The sequence below is a fragment of the Pseudomonas koreensis genome (assembly GCF_025447595.1).
In the GTDB taxonomy this organism is placed as follows: Bacteria; Pseudomonadota; Gammaproteobacteria; order Pseudomonadales; family Pseudomonadaceae; genus Aquipseudomonas; species Aquipseudomonas koreensis_H.
In genome coordinates this window covers 191291-209993 of the sequence record NZ_JAOEJU010000008.1, presented here as the reverse complement: position 1 = coordinate 209993, position 18703 = coordinate 191291, and the positions used below count along the sequence as shown (strand labels likewise).

17 protein-coding genes are annotated in these 18703 nt (G+C 61.1%); 5 read left to right on the top strand and 12 right to left on the bottom strand.

All coding sequences use genetic code 11. The annotated features are described in order from the left end of the window. Nucleotides 1-412 precede the first annotated feature (412 nt). Nucleotides 413-1090 carry a type 1 glutamine amidotransferase domain-containing protein gene (locus N8H71_RS13165; RefSeq protein ID WP_262194322.1) on the top strand — a complete coding sequence of 226 codons (678 nt, stop codon included), beginning with the start codon at nucleotides 413-415 and terminating at the stop codon, nucleotides 1088-1090. A 46-nt stretch (nucleotides 1091-1136) separates the two neighbouring features. On the opposite strand, the gene hglS is transcribed toward N8H71_RS13165, so the two are convergent. From hglS to N8H71_RS13150, 3 genes are all read right to left on the bottom strand, one after another. After that, nucleotides 1137-2516: a 2-oxoadipate dioxygenase/decarboxylase HglS gene (hglS, locus tag N8H71_RS13160; RefSeq protein WP_262194321.1), complete on the bottom strand. Its 1380-nt coding sequence runs from the start codon at nucleotides 2514-2516 to the stop codon at nucleotides 1137-1139. Nucleotides 2517-2627: 111 nt separating this feature from the next. Next, nucleotides 2628-3566 carry an alpha/beta fold hydrolase gene (locus N8H71_RS13155; protein WP_085686262.1) on the bottom strand — a complete coding sequence of 313 codons (939 nt, stop codon included), beginning with the start codon at nucleotides 3564-3566 and terminating at the stop codon, nucleotides 2628-2630. A gap of 16 nt (nucleotides 3567-3582) precedes the next feature. Next, nucleotides 3583-5037, bottom strand: coding sequence for a flavin-containing monooxygenase (locus tag N8H71_RS13150; RefSeq protein ID WP_262194320.1), 1455 nt, complete (start codon nucleotides 5035-5037; stop codon nucleotides 3583-3585). A gap of 190 nt (nucleotides 5038-5227) precedes the next feature. Between N8H71_RS13150 and N8H71_RS13145 the strand changes: the two genes are divergently transcribed. Next, nucleotides 5228-6301 (top strand): diguanylate cyclase, encoded by a 1074-nt coding sequence (locus N8H71_RS13145; protein WP_262194319.1) that lies wholly within the window; start codon nucleotides 5228-5230, stop codon nucleotides 6299-6301. An 84-nt stretch (nucleotides 6302-6385) separates the two neighbouring features. Further along, on the top strand, nucleotides 6386-7621 hold the full coding sequence (locus N8H71_RS13140; protein WP_262194318.1) for a M20/M25/M40 family metallo-hydrolase: 1236 nt from the start codon (nucleotides 6386-6388) through the stop codon (nucleotides 7619-7621). An 88-nt stretch (nucleotides 7622-7709) separates the two neighbouring features. On the opposite strand, the gene N8H71_RS13135 is transcribed toward N8H71_RS13140, so the two are convergent. From N8H71_RS13135 to N8H71_RS13100, 8 genes are all read right to left on the bottom strand, one after another. Beyond that, nucleotides 7710-8579 (bottom strand): isocitrate lyase/PEP mutase family protein, encoded by an 870-nt coding sequence (locus tag N8H71_RS13135; protein ID WP_007956238.1) that lies wholly within the window; start codon nucleotides 8577-8579, stop codon nucleotides 7710-7712. 160 nt (nucleotides 8580-8739) lie between these two features. Beyond that, the gene (astA, locus tag N8H71_RS13130) at nucleotides 8740-9774 is read right to left on the bottom strand and encodes an arginine N-succinyltransferase (RefSeq protein WP_007956239.1); all 1035 of its coding nucleotides are present in this window, start codon (nucleotides 9772-9774) and stop codon (nucleotides 8740-8742) included. A gap of 55 nt (nucleotides 9775-9829) precedes the next feature. After that, the gene (locus N8H71_RS13125) at nucleotides 9830-10846 is read right to left on the bottom strand and encodes an arginine N-succinyltransferase (protein ID WP_262194317.1); all 1017 of its coding nucleotides are present in this window, start codon (nucleotides 10844-10846) and stop codon (nucleotides 9830-9832) included. Between the two features lie 118 nt (nucleotides 10847-10964). Then, nucleotides 10965-12314 (bottom strand): APC family permease, encoded by a 1350-nt coding sequence (locus tag N8H71_RS13120; protein ID WP_085686274.1) that lies wholly within the window; start codon nucleotides 12312-12314, stop codon nucleotides 10965-10967. Nucleotides 12315-12401: 87 nt separating this feature from the next. Beyond that, nucleotides 12402-13154 carry an N-formylglutamate amidohydrolase gene (locus N8H71_RS13115; RefSeq protein WP_262194316.1) on the bottom strand — a complete coding sequence of 251 codons (753 nt, stop codon included), beginning with the start codon at nucleotides 13152-13154 and terminating at the stop codon, nucleotides 12402-12404. Further along, the gene (locus N8H71_RS13110) at nucleotides 13138-14469 is read right to left on the bottom strand and encodes a glutamine synthetase (RefSeq protein ID WP_262194315.1); all 1332 of its coding nucleotides are present in this window, start codon (nucleotides 14467-14469) and stop codon (nucleotides 13138-13140) included. Before N8H71_RS13110 ends, N8H71_RS13115 begins: the two co-directional genes overlap by 17 nt. Then, nucleotides 14466-15110, bottom strand: a complete 645-nt coding sequence (locus N8H71_RS13105) for an isochorismatase family cysteine hydrolase (protein ID WP_262194314.1) — start codon at nucleotides 15108-15110, stop codon at nucleotides 14466-14468. The genes N8H71_RS13110 and N8H71_RS13105 overlap by 4 nt, the downstream gene beginning before the upstream one ends. A 2-nt stretch (nucleotides 15111-15112) precedes the next feature. Further along, the gene (locus N8H71_RS13100) at nucleotides 15113-15967 is read right to left on the bottom strand and encodes a MurR/RpiR family transcriptional regulator (protein ID WP_085607603.1); all 855 of its coding nucleotides are present in this window, start codon (nucleotides 15965-15967) and stop codon (nucleotides 15113-15115) included. 319 nt (nucleotides 15968-16286) lie between these two features. Between N8H71_RS13100 and N8H71_RS13095 the strand changes: the two genes are divergently transcribed. Both N8H71_RS13095 and cobF read left to right on the top strand, forming a co-directional pair. Beyond that, nucleotides 16287-16856 (top strand): histidine phosphatase family protein, encoded by a 570-nt coding sequence (locus tag N8H71_RS13095; protein ID WP_262194313.1) that lies wholly within the window; start codon nucleotides 16287-16289, stop codon nucleotides 16854-16856. Continuing rightward, nucleotides 16856-17611, top strand: coding sequence for a precorrin-6A synthase (deacetylating) (gene cobF / locus N8H71_RS13090; RefSeq protein WP_262194312.1), 756 nt, complete (start codon nucleotides 16856-16858; stop codon nucleotides 17609-17611). The genes N8H71_RS13095 and cobF overlap by 1 nt, the downstream gene beginning before the upstream one ends. 108 nt (nucleotides 17612-17719) lie before the next feature. Here cobF and ftrA read toward each other — a convergent pair whose 3' ends face one another. Beyond that, the gene (gene ftrA / locus N8H71_RS13085) at nucleotides 17720-18694 is read right to left on the bottom strand and encodes a transcriptional regulator FtrA (RefSeq protein ID WP_262194311.1); all 975 of its coding nucleotides are present in this window, start codon (nucleotides 18692-18694) and stop codon (nucleotides 17720-17722) included. Nucleotides 18695-18703: the final 9 nt, after the last annotated feature.

Genomic DNA, 18703 nt, shown 5'->3' with positions numbered 1-18703 from the left:
GGTGTTGCCATGGGAGGTGCTCCTTGCGGATAAAGTTAGGGTGCCCGGGAGGCGAAATCGCCCGGTGGGTGGCTGACGGTTATCAAGGAGCGTGCCAACAATTTGGAACCCCCGTAAAACCAGGGGGTTGGTGTTGGAGGTCATTGGTTTTCGTGAAAAACAGCTGCGTTTCAGGCAAAAAGTGCGCAAGAAGTTGCGCAGTACTGCGCAACTTCTTGCGCACTTGGCTGGAGGCCATGATTGGCGTGGCTTACAGCGGTTTTAAGGGGTGTTTTATTACGCACGACTGCGCAACTTCTTGCGCAGTTGGGCTCAGACGCCAACCGAGTGAAACGAACCGCAAACGTCTACGGTCAATCACTCAGGCCGACCGCACGACGGTTGAGAATTTCTCAAGCAGAGTGAGAACAACATGAAAATCCTGATGGTTCTGACGTCCCACGATCAACTGGGCAATACCGGCAAGAAAACCGGATTCTGGCTGGAGGAGTTCGCCGCTCCGTATTACGTGTTCAAGGATGCCGGCGCCCAGCTGACTCTGGCCTCACCCAAGGGCGGCCAACCGCCGCTGGACCCGAAAAGCGATGCGCCGGACGCGCAAACCGAAGCCACGGAGCGTTTTCGCACGGACACCGCTGCTCAGTTGGCGCTGGCCTCAACAGTCAAGCTTGATACGGTCAAAGTGGCGGATTTCGATGCGGTGTTCTACCCGGGCGGCCATGGTCCATTGTGGGATCTGGCTGAGGATCGACACTCCATCGCGCTGATCGAAGCGTTTTACAACAGTGGTAAACCGGTTGCGGCTGTCTGCCATGCGCCGGGTGTATTGCGTCACGCCAAGGGTGTCGATGGCCAGCCATTGGTCAAAGGCAAACGCGTGACCGGTTTCACCAATAGCGAAGAGGACGCGGTACAGCTGACCGATGTGGTGCCGTTTCTGGTGGAGGATGAGCTCAAGGCCAAGGGCGGGATTTTTTCCAAGGCCGAGGATTGGGCAAGTTACACGGTGGAGGACGGGTTGCTGCTGACGGGGCAGAATCCTGCATCGTCCGAGGCGACAGCTTTGAGCTTGTTGTCGCGGCTGCGCTGAAATCCTGAAAGGTCGTCCGATATTTCAGACGACCTTTTTTTCGGTGTTATCGGGTCAACGCGGCTAGACATTCCTCAATCGAACGCTGTTGCGTTTCGGCATACAACTCCAGCTCATCGATGGTCGAACGCCCCAGGGCCTGTTCGAATGCCTGACGGTTGGAATGCTCGCCATAGTGCGTCTGCGCCGCATCCCCCAGGTTCGACTGAAAAATCCCCGCCGCACTGACAGGCAGGAAATCTTCGTACACCAGAGGCTCGGTTTTCACATAGCCGTCGCGCAACAATCCTTGCAGCGAAACATCAACAGGACGACCCGCCGCCAGCCCTTTGTCTGTCAGGAAATAACGGAAGTACGCCAGTTCCTGCTCGCGCATGCCCTCGAGGCTGTCAGGGAATTCGCTGAAATGCTGGGTCATCAGCGCGTTGTAACGTGAGGCATTGCCTTCATTGGGGAAATCCCCCAGTTCATCCCGTGCGGCATTCAGCAGACGGTCGTACAACGCACGGCCCTTGGGAGTCAGCGCTGCTCCGCGTTGTTCGATTTCACCGAAGCGAGCGCTGTGGCTTCCACGGGTTTGCGTCTGGTCGGTGAAGGCGATCGGCTCGTCCAGCGCCTTGAAACTGGTCTGACGCAACAGGATCGGATGCTGCCGGCGCGGTGGACCTTCGATCACTGCTTTGGGCGTGATGCCATGCAGCGGCATCTGCGCCTGGACGATATCGATGTCCAGCGTGCGCGGGGTCAGGTGGTTGATGTGCGGGCCCTTGAAGGCCACGACATCGGCGATCAGACGATGCTGGGCGCTGAGGGTCTGGTATTGCGCGGCGGTGACGGTGGCGCTGTGGTGCCAGCGAAAAGTCTCCAGCGCTTGCAGGACAAATTCCCCGGCCTCGGATTCATTCAGGCCGCCAGAGGCTTCTGCCTGTTCGATCAGCCTTATCGCCGAAGGCGTAAAGATCGAACGCTGATCCAGCACCGATTCAGCAAAGGCGCGCAGCTCGGGGTCTTCAATCAATTCCAGTCGCAGCAACGAAGTGAACACCCGGAACGGGCTGACCTGCAGCGCATCTTCATGCACCGCACGGAATGCCGTGGAATGCACCGGTACCCCGGCAGGGGTCAGGTCGTAATAACCCACGGGTTGCATGCCCATCACCGCAAACAGGCGGGCGAGGGTGGCCAGTTCCGAGGCGGTGCCGACGCGGATCGCGCCGTGGCGCTCCATATCCAGCCGTTCGATCTCACCAGTGCTGTGCAGTTGATTGGCGATCTGCGGCTCCCGCGCCAACACCTCGCGGTTGGTCTGTTCCACCAGTTCCATCAATGCGCCGTACAGCGGCACTTCTTCGCGGTACATGTCGGACATCGCTTTGGAAAAGCGTTGGCGGATCAGGTCGGGGCTGACGAAAGGCTGCACGGTCATGAAAAAAATTCCTGGCACGGTCACGTAAAGGATGTTGGAAAAGATCGCAGCCTTCGCCGATGCGGGCAAACGAAGAATCCTACGAACTTCATTCTGCCAACGACTGACCGTTTACCTGTCCTGACGCGAATTCTCCCCCAGAAACTCGCGATACAGACGTGCCGTGTTCGACGGTTGTTCGACCATCGGCATATGGCCGACGCCATCCCAGACATCGACCCGCAAATTGCTGATGCCTTTGCTCCACACCGGCACGCTGCTGACGTCGATCAACCGGTCCTTGCGACCCCAGAGCAACAGCGCCGGGCATTTGATGTCCGGCAGTTTCGGCTCCATCGGTGGGCTGGCGCGAAAATCGCGGAAGATCTCTTCCAGTTCGTCGCGGCATTGTTCGTAGCGCTGAGCGATCGCGTCGAGCACCAAGCCGGGCACCCACGGCGGCGAGGCCATGGTCATGGCATAGAAGCGTCGGAATTCTTCCCGGGAATTGATCAGGAACGGATTGTGCCCACGGGCAAGGTGGCGCTCCATGTCGCTGGCTTCGGGCGCAGTGACGCCGGCCGGGTCGATCAGCGCCACCGAAGCGATGCGGTCCGGGTAGGTCGCCGCCAGCCACGCGGCGATGTAGCCGCCCATGGAGTTGCCGATCACGTGGACTTTCTCGACCCCGCAGACGTCGAGCAACTGGATCATGCGCTTGGCCTGCACCGGAATGTCGTAGCCGCCGCCGGCCTTGAAGCCGGTTTCGCCGTGGCCGGCGAGGTCCGGGATGATCACCCGGTACTGCCCGACAAAATGCCGGGCGAAGCGCAGCCACAGGTTCTTTTCGGCACTGTAGCCGTGCAGCATCAGAATGCTGCTCGACGCTTCATAAGGCCCGCCTTGCCAGGTCGACACGGTCATTTCGGCAATCGGCACTTCAATCTTGTGCAGCCGGTACAACTTGGCCTCGAGGGCCGCACTCAGATCGTAGAGCCAGTGGCCGACCGCCGGGTAACTCAACCAGCTCCAGGCCACGAAAACCGCGAGGGCGACAAACAGCAAAAGCATCGTGGGTCTTCCTTGTTCAAGACAGAATGTGGTCGGCCGGTTTCAGCGCCCGGGTCAACCGGTGGTAGCTGAAACTGAAGCCGGGGAACATCGCGATCACATGACCGCTCCTGCTTTGATACCAACTGTGGCAGCCGCCGGTTTTCCAGACCGTTCGCTCCATCTCCCGGTGAATCATCTGAGTGTAGGTACGTTCTGCTTCTGGGCGAACTTCGATGCTGCGCAGACCTTTGGCCTGCAAGGTGCGGATGCAGTCGAGGATGTAGTTCATCTGCGATTCGATGATGAACAACGCCGAGGTGTGGCCGATGCCGGTGTTCGGCCCGGTGACGATAAACAGGTTAGGGAAATCCGGCAGGCTGGTGCCGAGGTAGGCGCGCGGGTATTGCGCCCAGACATCGCGCAATTGCACGCCGTTTTTTCCGCTGACCGGGTAGGAAATCACGCCGTCGGTGGCGTCGTAACCGGTCGACCAGATGATCAGATCGACGTCGATATGCTGACCGTCAATGGTGACGATGCCGGTTTCGTCGAGGCTGGCGATGCCTTGCTCGCGGCTGTGCAGTGTCACGTTGGGCCGGGTCAGCGCCGGGTAATAGGTGCTGGAGAGCAGCACCCGTTTGCAGCCGATGGTGAAGTCGGGTGTCAGTTTGCGCTGGAGTTCGGGATCAGGCACCTGGCGCTTGAGGAATTTCAGGGCCTGGCGCTGCACCATGTGAATCGCCGGTTTCGAGTATTTGAAGGCGATGACCCGGGTTTCGAACTGCCAGTAGATCATCCAGCGCAGCAGTTTGTAGGCGGGTTTCAGACCCAGCAGCCAGCGCTGAAATCGCCCGAACGTACGGTCTGCCCGAGGCAGTACCCAATGGGCTGTACGCTGGAAGACATGCAACTGGGCAACATCCGGTGCAATTGTCGGAATCACCTGGGCTGCACTGGCGCCGCTGCCGACAATCGCCACGCGTTTACCGTGATAGTCGTAGCTGTGATCCCAATTGTTTGTATGAAATGTCTTGCCTTGAAAGCGATCCTGGCCGGGGAAGTGTGGGATAACCGGTTGGCTCAGCGGCCCGGTGGCATTGATCAGGAACTGCGCATAAAAAGTGCCCTTGGTGCCGGTGTATACGGCCCAGCGTTTTTCGGTGTCGTCCCATTCGACGCGTTCGACGTTGGCCTGCAGTTCCACCCGGTCACGCAGGCCGAAACGCTCGACCACATGGTCGGTATAGCGGTGCAGTTCTGCTTGTTCGGCGAACATCTGCGTCCAGCGATACGGTGCAAACGACAACGAATAAAGAGGTGACGGCACATCCACCGCCGCGCCAGGGTAGGTGTTCTGGCACCAGGTGCCGCCGAAAAAGTCCCGGCGTTCCACCAAGCGAAAGTCGTCGATACCGGCCTTGAGCAGATTGACCGCCGCGCACTGGCCGCCAAAACCACTGCCGATGATCAACACTTGGTAGGTTTGCATGGGCCTCCTTCTTAGAGTCTTTTTTCCATTTTCTTCCTTTCATGTATAGCCAATCATTTGCCCGCCGTGTGTCGCTGACGGCGGGTTATTCGGCCCGCTGGCCGGTGATGGCTATTTAACGTCGCCCTGTTAGACTCCGAGCACATCGGTTTTATGGTGTTCGCAGTACCGTCGAGTGATCGAGGCCCTTATGGGAAGAACGGGAGGAAAGGGACTTTCACTGGCCAGGAGGCTTTATACATCGCGAACTCTGGGACTGATCCTGGGGCTTTTGTGCGTGAGCGTTGCGATGTATCCACTCGATCCGCCGACCTGGGTCTGGGTGCTGATGGTGTTCAACGGACTGCTCTGGCCGCACCTCGCGTATCAATGGGCCCGCCGGGCGAAGGTTCCGTACCACGCCGAACACCGCAACCTGTTGATCGACGCCTTTCTCGGTGGCTTCTGGGTCGCCGCCATGCATTTCAATCCCTTGCCCAGTGCCACGACCATTTCGATGATGGCGATGAACAACGTCGCCATCGGTGGCCTGCGTTTTCTGTTGGCCGGGGCGGCGGCGCAGTTGCTTGGCGTCGGTGTCGGGCTGGTGATGTTTGCCCCCGCGTTCGTCCCGATGACCACCCCGGCGCAACTCTATGCCTGTTTGCCGCTGTTGATGTTGTATCCGCTGGCACTGGGCTGGATCTGCTTTCGCCAGGCCTACACCCTCGGGCTGCATAAGCGCGAATTGCTGGCCCTGAGCCGCACCGACAGCCTCACCGGTCTGCTCAATCACGGAGCCTGGAAGGACCAACTGGAAATCGAGTTCCAGCGCTGCCGGCGTCAGCAGAAAGGTGCTGCTATTGCGCTGATCGACATCGATCACTTCAAAGCCATTAATGACACCTACGGCCATGTGGCTGGCGATATCGTCCTGCGTCAGCTGAGCAAGATGCTCAAGCAGAACCTGCGTCTGGCCGATGTGGCGGGGCGCTACGGCGGTGACGAGTTTTGCGTGATCCTGCCGGACTTGCCGCTGTTCAATGCGGCGCAGGCGATGGAAGCGTTGCGTGAGCGCTTTTCCTTTCTTGTGTACGAACAGAACCCGGCGCTGAAAGTCAGCCTGAGCATCGGTCTGGCGGCGCTCGATCCGTCGCACGTCGATGCAACTCGTTGGCTTGATGACGCCGACCGCGCGCTCTATGAGGCCAAGGCCGGCGGGCGTAACCGGGTGATATGCTGCAGCGACGACAAGCCGCGGCGTGAGGTATTCGATTCGGTTTGAACGGGGTGGGGGTCGCATCCGGTATAGAGCCTTGGCGCGATGTCAGGTACGGTTCAGTACCCGACACGAAACAAGGATGGATTCATGACGTTCAAATTCCCTCGTTCCCTGCTGGCCGCCGGTCTCGGCCTGACCCTCTCTTTCGCAGCCGCTGGCGCGTTCGCCGAACCGCACAAACAGGTGCTGGCCGACGCCGAACAGTACAAACCCGAAGCGCTGAAGCTGCTGGAGCGGCTGGTCAACATCGACTCCGGTTCCGGCTATGAACCGGGGCTCAAGCAAGTCAGCGACATCGCCATCGATGAGCTGAAAAAGCTCGGCGCCACCATCGAACTGGTGCCCAACACCCCGGAAAAAACCAACCACGTACTCGCCACCCTCAAAGGCACCGGCAAGGCGAAAATCCTGCTGATGGCGCACATGGACACGGTGTTCAAGGAAGGCTCTGCCGCCGAGCGACCATTCCACATCAAGGACGGCCGCGCCTACGGGCCGGGGGTAATGGACGACAAGGGCGGGATCGTCGCGGGTATCTATGCGCTGAAAATTCTGAAGAACCTCGACTTCAAGGACTACGCGCAAATCACATTCCTGCTCGATGCCAGCGAAGAAACCGGTTCGGACGTCGCCACCGACCTGATCAAGAAAACTGCCAAGCTCCACGACGTCACCCTCAATCTCGAGCCGGGCCGGCCGGCCGATGGTCTGGTGGTGTGGCGCAAGGGCAGCGCCACCGCGCTGGTCGAGGTCAAAGGCAAGGCTGCCCACGCCGGCGTCGCGCCGGAACTGGGGCGCAATGCGGCGATGGAAGCGGCGCATCAGATTCTGCAACTGGGCAAGCTCGGCGACGAGGCCAAGAAAACCACCATCAACTTCACCGTGCTCAAGGCTGGCGACCGCACCAACGTGATTCCGGATCAGGCCACAGCCAAGGCTGACGTACGGGCGGCGGTGCCGGAGGAGTTCGACCGGATCGAGAAGGATCTGGCGCGGGTGTCGCAGGACAAGTTGATTCCCGATACCGAAGTGAAGACTTCATTGCAACGCGGCTTGCCACCGATGCCGCAGACGGCGGAGTCGGATCGTTTGATGGCGATGGCCCAGGGGATCTACGGCGAAATCGGCCGCAAGTTGACCGAAGAAGGCAGCGGCGGGGCGGCGGACGCGAGCTTGTCGGCCGGGGTGGGTACGCCGACGCTGGACGGGTTCGGGATTGTCGGCGGAAACATTCATACCCCGGAGGAGTACGCAGAAGTGGAGAGCGTGGCACCGCGAATCTATCTGTTGTCGCGGATGATTATGGAGCTGGCGAAACAGTAGCGGCAGGCAGCGGTTTCGCGGCGGGCGCCATGCGAGTGGACTCGTAATGGCGTCGGGCCGCTCTGCCTCTTTGTCGCGTGGTGCGGGGTTACTCTTTGACGCTCATGTATTCCTTGGCCCAGAGAATGTATTCCTCAGGCTGGGTATAGGTGTGAGTCAGTTCGGTGGCGCTCAGGTCAGAAGCCTGGGTGAAGATCTGGCGCTGTTCGCGCAGGCTGTCGTAAGTCGCCTTGATCGCCGCGAAGTAAGCACCGTGGCCATCGATGGTCACGCGCACACCCAGTTCGGCCAGGCGTTTGTCGTCGCGCAGTGCCGGGTTGCCGTAGGTCACCAGCATCAGCGGGACGGTCAGGTGTTCGGCGATTTGCTCGAGCTGATCGAAGTCCTGGATACCGACCATGCAGATGCCGTCGGCGCCGGCGGCCTGGTACTGCTTGGTACGGCTGATGATTTCCTGATTCGGCAGGATGCCGGCGTTGGTCCGGGCAATGATCGCCATTTCCGAATCGACCCGGGCTTCCAGTGCCGCGCGGATCTTGCCGACGCCTTCGGCGACGGTGATCAGGTCGGTGGATTTACGGCCGAATTGTGCCGGCAGCAGAGTGTCTTCGATGGTCAGCGCGGCGACGCCGGCGCGTTCCAGTTCGACGATGGTGCGCATCACGTTCAGGGCGTTGCCGTAGCCGTGGTCGGCGTCGGCGATCACCGGCAGTTGAGCGACGCGGCCGATGCGGGTGGCCTGTTCAGCGAATTCACTGAGAGTGATCAGGGCAAAGTCCGGGGCGCCCAGCACCTGCAACGAGGCGACCGAGCCGCCGAGAATCCCTACTTCAAAACCCAGGTCAGCGGCGATGCGGGCGGACATCGGATCGAACACCGATGCGGTGTGATAGCAGGTGTCGGAAGCCAGCAGCTGACGGAAGTTACGGCGCAAATCTTGATGAGAAAGCCTGGTCATACGAGTTCCACCAATACAAAGGAATGGAAAGGCTTGAGCAAAGGTGTCAACGCCGAAGGTGAAAAGGCTATCACGCCAATGGGTCAAGGATCATGACGAATTAACGAGGAAGTTAACCAGGAAAATCCTGTTCAGGCGCTTTCTCTACAGGAATCTGTGCTCAGGCCGCCACAGCCTGCTGCTGTTGATTGGGCAGCGGCACCGCCCGCACCGAGTTGCCCGGCTGCAATTGCAGGCGTTTGGCGGTGAGGCGGTCGATCACCAGACTACTGCCGACCCGGCGTCCCGGCGCGACGGTGATGCGGCAGTTTTCCAGGCGACGGTTGTGGATCAACCACAGTGGCGCCTGGTCGTCCGGGGTGCCGATGCTCAGGGTCAGTTCCAGGCTGTCGCGCACGGTGCGGATGCTGCGGATCGGCGCCTCAATCACCGGGCCACCGTCGAAGATGTCGATGTAGCCTTTGTGAGCGAAACCCTCGGACTGAAGGATTTTCAGTGCCGGCTCGGTGTTGGGGTGGGCCTGGCCGATCACGGCCTGGGCCTGTTCGGTGAGCAGGCAGGTGTACAGCGGCTGACGCGGCATCAGTTCGGCGATGAACGCCTTGTTGCCCAGCCCGGACAGGTGGTCGGCGTGGCTGAAGTCCATCTGGAAGAAGTGCCGGCCCAGGCTGTCCCAGAACGGCGAACAGCCTTGCTCGTCGGCACTGCCGCGCAGTTCGGCGATCATCTTCTCGCCGAACAGGTGCGGAAATTCGGCGACAAACAGCAAACGCCCCAGCGATAGCAGACGTCCATTGCTGCCGTGCCGCTGGTCGTGGCGCAGGAACAGCGAGCACAGTTCCGATTGGCCGGTCAGTTCGTTGTTGAGGAACAATGTCGGGATCTGCCGCTGGATGCCCAGGTCCGGTGCCGAGCTGACGGTCAGCCCGACCCGATAGTTGTACCAGGGCTCGCGCAGGCCGACGGCCCCGGCCAGAGCGCTGACGCCGACTACTCGCTGCTCGTCGTCTTCAAGCACAAACAGGTAATCGGCGTCGGCCCGCTCGACCTGTTCGGCGAAGGCGCGCTGTGCCCAGCGTACCCGGTGGGCCAGACGATCTTCGTTGGCCGGCAGGGTTGTGAACCCGGGGCCGGCCTGTTGCACCAGCGTCATCAACGCTGGCAGGTCGCTGACTTGGACCGGACGGACAATCATGCTGCAACTCCTTTTGCGCGCCTGTTCGGGCACTGTCGTTGGGTCGGGGCGCGGTTCACAGGGCGATCACCCGGATCGTGCCGCCAGCGCGGACGTTGAGCGCCGAGCACAGAGACGGGGCGAGCGCCAGAGGCTGACCGCGCTGGTAATCCAGCTCGGCGACCACTGCCCGAAAGCCATGCAGAGCATCATTGCTCACCAGATAACGACCACGAGCATCGATCAGGGGTTCCTCCTGTACCGTGGCTGTCTGGCTTTGGGCGATCGAACGGATGTTGGCGGTGCGTGCGTACAGGGTCGGGCCGGCATCGAACAGATCGATGTAGCTGTTGGTTTCAAAACCCTCGCGCTCAAGGATGTCGAAGGCTTCCTGACCGTCCGGGTGGATGCGTCCTATGCAGTCCTGCGCCGCCTGCGGCAGCATCGGCACGTAGATCGGATATTGCGGCATCAGTTCGGCGAGAAACGTTCGGCTCTGCAATCCGCACAGCCGCTCGGCTTCGACGTATGGCAGGTCGAAGAAATGTTTGCCCAGCGCATCCCAGAAGGGTGAGTGACCATTCTCATCGCTGTAACCGACGATTTCGGTGATCACCGCTTCGGCAAAACGCGGCGCGTGGGCGGCGATGAACAGCAGGCGTGCCCGCGACAGCAATTCGGAAAACGGCGTGCGCACCAGCGCCTCATCGATGTGAAAACCGCGCAGCAGCGTATGCCCGCTCAGGTCGTGACACAGCGACAGCGCCGGCACCCCGTGTTCGATGTTCAGCTCCCGCGAGGCACTGGTGAAATGGCGGTTACGCAGACTGTAGAACGGCTCGTCGTGTCCGGCGGTGGCGAGAATTTCCGAGCAGCCGACCAGACGTCGGTTGTCCAGATTTTCCAGCACGAAGAAGTAATTCTCCGCGCCCTGAGCCGCGGCATCACTGTCGAACGAGGCGCAAGACGCGGCAATTTTTTCGCCCAGACGTTCACTGTCGTCCGGCAGGGATGTGACGCCCACCAGGCTGTCGCGCGCCAGCTGTTGCAATTGAGGCAGGTCGTTTGGCTCGACTGGGCGTAAGACCAGCATGGATGCACTCCTGTATCAAAAGGTTCGGCCCATTCGCCGAACCTGACTATCACTGTCGGTTTCCACGCGTTAAATCGGCGGTCGCCTGATTTGTTGTCAGACGCCGCTCTTTTTTTTGTCAGCCGTTGCTCGGGTCAGGCAGCGCGGTACTGGCGCCGAGCTTGTTCAGGAAGAACAGGTACACCAGACCCAGTGCAATCCAGATCAGGCCGAGTTTCTGTGCATCGACGCCCATGTTGTACATGATGGCCGCGACAATGATGAAGCCGATCACCGGGCAGATCAGGTGACGGATCACCTGACCGGACTTCTGCCGGCGCCAGTAGTAATTGATCACGGTCAGGTGCAGCAGCATGAAGCCGCTCAGGGCACCGAAATTGACCAGCGAGGTCAGGGTGTCTACCGAATTGATGAACAGGTAGCAGATGACCAGCGACAGCACGGCCACCAGATAAATGCTCAGGTACGGGGTATTGTGCTTCGGATGGACCTTGGCCAGCACCTTCGGCAGCTTGCCGTCGCGGGCCATGCCGAACAACAGGCGCGAGACTGCCGCTTGCGAAGTGATTGCCACCGCCACGCCCCAGGCCAGGGCCGTTGCTACGCCAGTCAGGGTCGCCAGCCAACTGCCGGCGGCGATTTCGGCGATTTCATAGAACGCGGTGTCGGCGGACTTGAAGCCCATGCCCGCCGCCAGATCGGTAGCGATCCAGGTTTGCGCGACGAAAATCACGCCCATCACCACCAGAGTGATCAACGCCGCTTTGCCGACGCTGCGGCCCGGATCGCCTTTGATCTCTTCGGCGAGGGTAGAGATTGCATCGAAGCCGAGGAACGACAGTACCGCAATCGACACCGCTTGCATCAGCAGGGCGAAGTTGAAGGTTTCCGGGTGATACAGCGGCGCGAGGGTCAACTGGCCGTTGCCGCCACCGTTGTGCAGGGCATTCCAGGCGTAGAACAGGAAAATCCCCAGCACCACGAGTTGCGCGAGCAGGAACAGGATGTTCATGCGAGCGGTGAAGGTGATGCCGCGCAGGTTGACGAAGGTCGCGCTGACCAGGAACGCCAGAATGAATCCGACTTTCGGGATGTCCGGGTACAAGTGGTTGAGCGCCATCGCCGCATAAACGTAGAGCAGCGGCGGAATCAGCAGATAGTCGAGCAGCATCAGCCAGCCGGCGATGAAACCGACGTGTTGATTCAGGCCCCGTTGCGCGTAGGAATAAACCGATCCGGCAATCGGAAAGGCCCGGGCCATGCTGCCGTAGCTCAGCGCGGTGAAGACCATCGCCACCATGCCGATGATGTACGCGAGAGGCACCATCCCAGGTGCCTCGGCGTTGACGTAGCCATACACGCCGAACGGGGCGATGGGGATCATGAAGATCATCCCGTACACCACCAGATCGGTCAGTGTCAGGCTACGTTTCAACTCCTGTTTGTAGCCGAACTCTTCTATTTCCATGAAGCGCAACTCCTTGTCAGCCAATCGGTCGTTTTAGTTGTTATATCGGTCCGTCGTTTACAGCGTCAGCAGTGGTTACAACAATTCTTACAGCAGTGGAGCCAGATAATTCGCCCAGCGGGTCACCGCTTCCGGGCTGCGCAGCAGGTCGTTGCGCACCTCGATCAGCACCGACTCCAGGCCTCGGGCATCGCCGTGCACCGGCACGGTCATGTCGCCCAGCGGGTCGATCTTGTACGGCTGGTTGCCGGCGACTTTCAGCGGATGTCGTTCCAGACCGTCGAGCATCCGTTGGGCGTAGGCCTTGGCCTGACCGAACAGTACGCCGACTTCCAGCTCGCGCGGCTGGCCGTAGTACACCGGGGTGAAACTGTGAATCCCTACCACCCGCACCGGCCGACCTTCGGCCAGACGTGCATCGATCAGTTGTTGCAGCCGCGTGTGAAACGGCTTGAACAGGCACTGGCGACGGTATTCGCGGGTGGCCTCGTCGAGCTCGCGGTTGCCCGGCACCTGATAGATCTCGCTCTGCGCCGGGATGCTGTCGGGCGCATGCCGGGGGCGGTTGAGGTCGATCAGCAAGCGCGAATAGTTGGCGCTCAACAGCGTCGCGCCCAGTTGCTCCGACAGTTGCTCGGCCAGCGCCAGGGCACCGATGTCCCAGGCAATGTGTTCGCGCGCAGCCGTTTCATCCAGGCCCAGATTGTTCAGGACCTCAGGGATGTAGCGGCTGGCGTGTTCGCACACCAGAATCAGCGGGTGCGTCGAATCTTCACGGCTCAGGTTGTAGACCGGTCGGGTGTACAACCCAAGCTCGGCGGATTCAGTACAGGCGTGCATAGTGCTCACATAGATCAGCGGGCGAGAGCTGTTCCGTCAGCGCCAGTTCCTCGGTTTTAAGGGCGAAAAAAGTCTCGAGCAACGCGCTTGGCAGCGCTTCGACCAGCGCTTCACTGCGACGCAGGCAATCCAGTGCCTGGGCCAGGGAGGCGGGCAGGGCAACGATGCCCCGGGCCTTGCGTTGTTCGTCGTTGAGTGAATCGGGGATTTCATCGGTGATCGCGTTCAGCGCCAGACGCTGCTCGATACCCAGGCGTCCGGCGATCAGCAGCGCGGCCATCGCCAGATGCGGCGAGGCGGTGGCATCCATGGCGCGGAACTCCAGGTTGTACTGCTTCGCCACGGGTTTGTTGCCCAGACTCACGGTCGGGCAAATCCGCAGCGCCGCTTCGCGGTTCTGTTGCCCGAGGCAGGCGTAGGACGCGCTCCAGTGGTGCGGCTGCAAACGTTCGTACGACACCGGCGTCGGTGCAGTGAACGCACACAGCGCCGGCAAGTAATGCAGCACACCCGCCGCCCAGTGCTGGCCGAGAGTCGACAAACCATTACTGGTGCCGGCGTCGTAGAGCATCGGCTGGCCGGCCAGATCCAGCAGGCTGACATGCAGGTGAACGCCGTTGCATACCGCGTCGGCGGCGGTCTTCGGCGCAAAGCTCAAATCCAGGCCCATTTGCCGGGCGATCTCGCGGGTGATCTCGCGCACGTTCACCGCGCGATCCGCCGCCGCTACGCCAAGGGTCGGGCGGCAGGTGATTTCGTATTGGTGCTTGCCGTATTCGGGCAGGAACATTTCCGGCTCGACGCCACCGGCGCGCAGAGCGCTGAGCAGCCAGCCACCGAATTCGGCGCCCTGGCGCTGGGCTTCGAGCGAGAACGCCAGATGTTCGGCAAACCCGGCGTGCAGATTGAATTCGTGTTCGAAAGCGGCGTTGACCTGCAAGCCGAGTTCATCGCGATAGCGCTCGACCTCGTTGCGCAACAGCGTGCGCGGGCAGGCTGCCCACGGCCGGCCATCGGTTTCGCGGATATCGCCGTGGATGAAATCCAGCGCTGGCGCTACGGCGTCCGGGCCGTTGCCGACGGTGACGCGGCTGGCCAGATCGGGAATCAGCCGCAGATCGCCATAAGCGCCCCACGGACTGGTCGAGGCGATGATGTCCTGCGGCGTCAGCGCGCTGTTGGCCGGCACCCAGCCGCAACCGGCGGCCTGATAGTGCTCCAGCTCATCGGTGGGAAACGAACGGCCACGGGTGACGCCGATCAGGTCGGTGGTGACGATGGTGGTCATCGGCAACGGCGACAGGCGTTCGCTCATGGCTGCATCTCCTGCAACCGGCCGAGCACGGTGTCGGTGTCGGTGATCCAGCAGTAGCCCTTGATCGCGTTCAGGCAGGCGTCGTGGCGTGCTTCGTTGTAGGTCGCGCAGGCGTCCGCCACCAGTGTGACGAGGTAGCCACGGTCGGCGGCGTCGCGCACGGCCATGTCCACGCATTGGTCGGTGACGATGCCGGCGATGATCAGGTGGCGGGTTTCAAGGTTGCGCAGCACGTAGTCGATGTTGGTCGAGTTGAAGACCCCGGACGAGGTCTTCGGCAGCACGATTTCGTTTTCCGCCGGGGTCAGCTCGGCAATGACCTGAGCCTGCGGGCTGCCCTTGGGCAGGTGCATGTCCGACAGTTTGTGATCCAATGAGCGGTCACGGCCGTCGGCGGTCAGGCTTTCGATCAGGGTGTGCAGCACGTTCTGCCGTGCGTCGCGGAAGGCGTTGAGCAGGCGAATCTGGTTGGGCACCACTTGCGAGCGCGTGCGGTTGAGGAAGTACGCGGCGTCCGGGCCTTCGAGGTGCGGGTCGAACTGTGGTTCGAGCCAGGCACGCTGCATGTCCACCAGCAACAGGGCGGTGTGGTCGGTGACAAACGGCAGGTCCCGTGGCGAGCGATGGGGAAGGCTGAACATCCTTATTTATCCTCCAGCAAGTGGGTGTCGAAGTCGTTGCGCAGGGCATCGATGCCTTCCAGGCGATCGGCCAGGTCCGGGCAGCGCAGGGTCAGACAGGCGATCAATGCCTCGACCTGGGCCAGCGCCGGGACCATGGTGTCGAACGGCGAGGCCGACTCCACCGGAGCGCTGATGATCATGTCGGCCAGTTCGCGCAGCGGCGAAGCATAGATGTCGGTGAACAGCACGACGCGAGCATTGCTGTTCTTTGCCGCGCTGGCTACGCGCAAGGCCTGGGTCTGGTAGCGGCGATAGTCGAACACCAGCACCACGTCCTGGCGTTGAAGGTCGAACAGGCGATCCGGCAGTTGCGCGTTGTCCTCCAGTGCAAAGCAGCCGGGGCGCAGCAAGCGCAAATGATTGAGCAGGTAAGTTGCCATCAGGCTGCTGAAACGCCCGCCGAAGCAGTAGACCTGATGCCGGGTGTCGAGCAGCCAGTCAGCGAGGATCCGCACGTCTTCCGGTTGGGTCAGGGCCTGGGTTTCCGCCAGCAGGTTGTGGCTGTGGGCCAGATAATGGCTCCAGGCGTCGTCCTTGTTCTGATGCGAGCGCGGCTGCAACAGGGTGCGCGGCGAGCGCAGGCGATGGTCCATGTCGCTGAGCAGTGCGTCCTGGAATTCGGCATAACCACCGAAGCCGAGCTTTTTCACCAGCCGCACGATGGTCGGATCGCTGACACCGGCATGTTCGGCCAGGCGCGCCATCGGGCCAAGCCCGTTGCGTGGATACTGATCGAGCAAGGCGCGAACGACTTTGCGCTCCGACGGCGTCAGGTCAAGGCCGGGGTCGGTGATCAGGTCTCTTAAAGGGGGCATCCGGGCTCCTGCTGGATGGGGTGTTGAATTCGCTTCACAATCCGTTAAAACAGTATTTATGTAACTGACGCTACATGTCTAGCGAATTTTTCAGCGTTTAAACCAGGCCCCAAAATGGGGCGGGAAGCCCGTAACGCAAGGGCTACACGGATGTCGACCAGTCTTGTAGTCCATTGCCCATAGTGGTGTCAGACATTGCCGCTTCCACGCGCTCGAGTTGCCTAGTCGATTGCCCGGAACCTCCCGCTTTACGGCACAATTGCCGCTACATCAGCTCTTTCGACGATGAGCTTCACCTATTCCAATCGAGTGACTCCCCGTGCAGACCACCCGTTTGACATTGATCTGCCATGCCAGAACAGTCGCACAAAAATTGGCGTGTTTTCCTACGAGCGAACCTGTTGAAGAAACTTTGCTGGCGTCCTGCTCGCTGGCTTCGCGTTTCGACAAGGCATCCCGTCTGATTTGCGGCCCGGAATTGCGTACCCGTCAGACGGCGGCGTGGTTTGGCCCTGAAGCGCACATCGATCAGGCACTGCGTGATTGCGATTGGGGACGGTGGCAAGGTCAGTCGATCAAGGACTTGCAACGGAACGAACCCGACGCATTGCAAGCCTGGCTCGAAGATCCGCACGCCGCCCCCCATGGCGGTGAGTCCGTGGTGCAACTGCGTGAACGAGTGGCGGCGTGGCTGCTTTCACTGCAAGCCACGCAGGGTCACGTGGTGGCGGTTACCCATCCGTTCGTGATTCGCGCTGCATTGATGCAGGTCGTGCAGGGCGAGGCGTTTCACAGCATCGATGTCGAGCCGCTGGCGGTGGTCGATCTGCGGTTTACCGGGCGCTGGCGGCTACGCTTGTCCGGCATGAATCTGGACGGAGCAGAGTAATGAAGCGATTGCTGGTGATCGGCATCGGTGCCGGCAACCCGGACTACATCACGATGCAGGCGGTGAAGGCGCTGAACCGGGTGGACGTGTTTTTCCTGATGGACAAGGGCCAGAGCAAGGACAAGCTGATCGACCTGCGTCGCGAAATCTGCGAACGCTACATCACCGATCGTACGTACCGTTTCGCCGAAGCCCACAGCCCGGAACGCGAGCGCGGCGATGTGGACTACAGCGCCAGCGTCGATGATCTGAACCGCGCCAAGCAGCAAACCTTCGAACGCCTGATCAATGACGAATTGGCTGACGGGCAGTGCGGCGGTTTTCTGGTGTGGGGCGATCCGGCGCTGTACGACAGCACCATTCGCATCCTGCAGGCAATTCTGGCTTCGGGGCGATGCGCGTTTGAATTCGAGGTGATCCCCGGCATCACCAGCGTTCAGGCCTTGTCGGCACAGCACAAGGTGCCTCTGAACACCATTGGCCGCTCGATTGAAATCACCACTGGCCGGCGCCTGGCGGCAGGGCAGGTGAGTGACACCGACAGCCTGGTGGTGATGCTCGACGCGGAAGATTCCTACCACCACGTGGCGGATCAGGAGACAGAGATTTACTGGGGCGCCTACCTCGGCACGCCGGACGAAATCCTCATCCATGGCAAGCTCGGCGACGTTGCCGATGAGATCGAACGGGTGCGCAAGGCTGCCCGGGCCGAGCATGGCTGGATCATGGACACTTATCTGTTGCGCAAGCCTTGAGTCACATGTTGCCTGGGAAAGGCGCTTTCGCGAGCAAGCTCGCTCCCACAGATAGCAACTTGATCCTGTGGGAGCGAGCTTGCTCGCGAAGAGGGCTGTGAGTTCAACTCAAAAAGTAGATCTGATCTCACGACCAAAGCGCTCGCGATACACCGACGGCGGCACGCCGACCACGCTGCGAAACGCCACACGGAAGCTTTCCACCGAGCGATAGCCACAGCGCAGGGCGATCTGCTCGGTGTTCTGCGGCGTGCTTTCCAGCAATTCCCGCGCCCGTGCCAGACGTTCGTGTTGCAACCAGGCCTTGGGTGACTGGCCGCTGGCTTCGGTAAATTTGCGCAGGAAAGTGCGCTCGCTCATCGCCGCTTCGCTGGCCAGATCGCGTACCTCCAGCGGTTCGTGCAGGCGCTCGCGGGCCCACTGCATCACTCGCGACAGGTCACTTCGCGGCGTCGGGCTGACCGGTGTCGGAATGAACTGCGCCTGACCACCGGTGCGCTGCGGCGACATCACCAGCCTTCGTGCCACCGAGTTGGCGATCTGGGTGCCGAAGTCTCGCGCCACCAGATGCAGGCAGGCGTCGATCCCGGCCGCACTGCCGGCCGAGGTGATCAACTGGCCGGAGTCGACGTAAAGCACGTCCGGGTCGACATCGATGGCCGGAAAGCGCTCGGCCAGCTCCGAGGTGTAGCGCCAGTGAGTGGTGGCGCCGTGCCCGTCGAGCAGACCGCTGGCGGCCAGCACAAACACGCCCGAGCAGATCGACAGCAACCGGGCGCCGCGTGAATGGGCACCACGCAATGCTTCGAGCAAGGCCTCGGGCACCGGCGCACTGCGGTCGCGCCAACCGGGAATGATGATGGTGCGCGCATCCGCCAACAATTCCAGACCACCGTCCGCCAGCACCTGAATCCCGCCCATGGCGCGCATCGGGCCTTGATCGACGGCGGCGATGCAGTGCTCGTACCACGGGAAATCGAACTCCGGCCGGGCCAGGCCGAAGATCTCCACGGCGATGCCGAACTCGAATGTGCAGAGGCCGTCGTAGGCCAGAATCGTGACCAATCCAGGTGAATCAGGCATTTGGCGGAA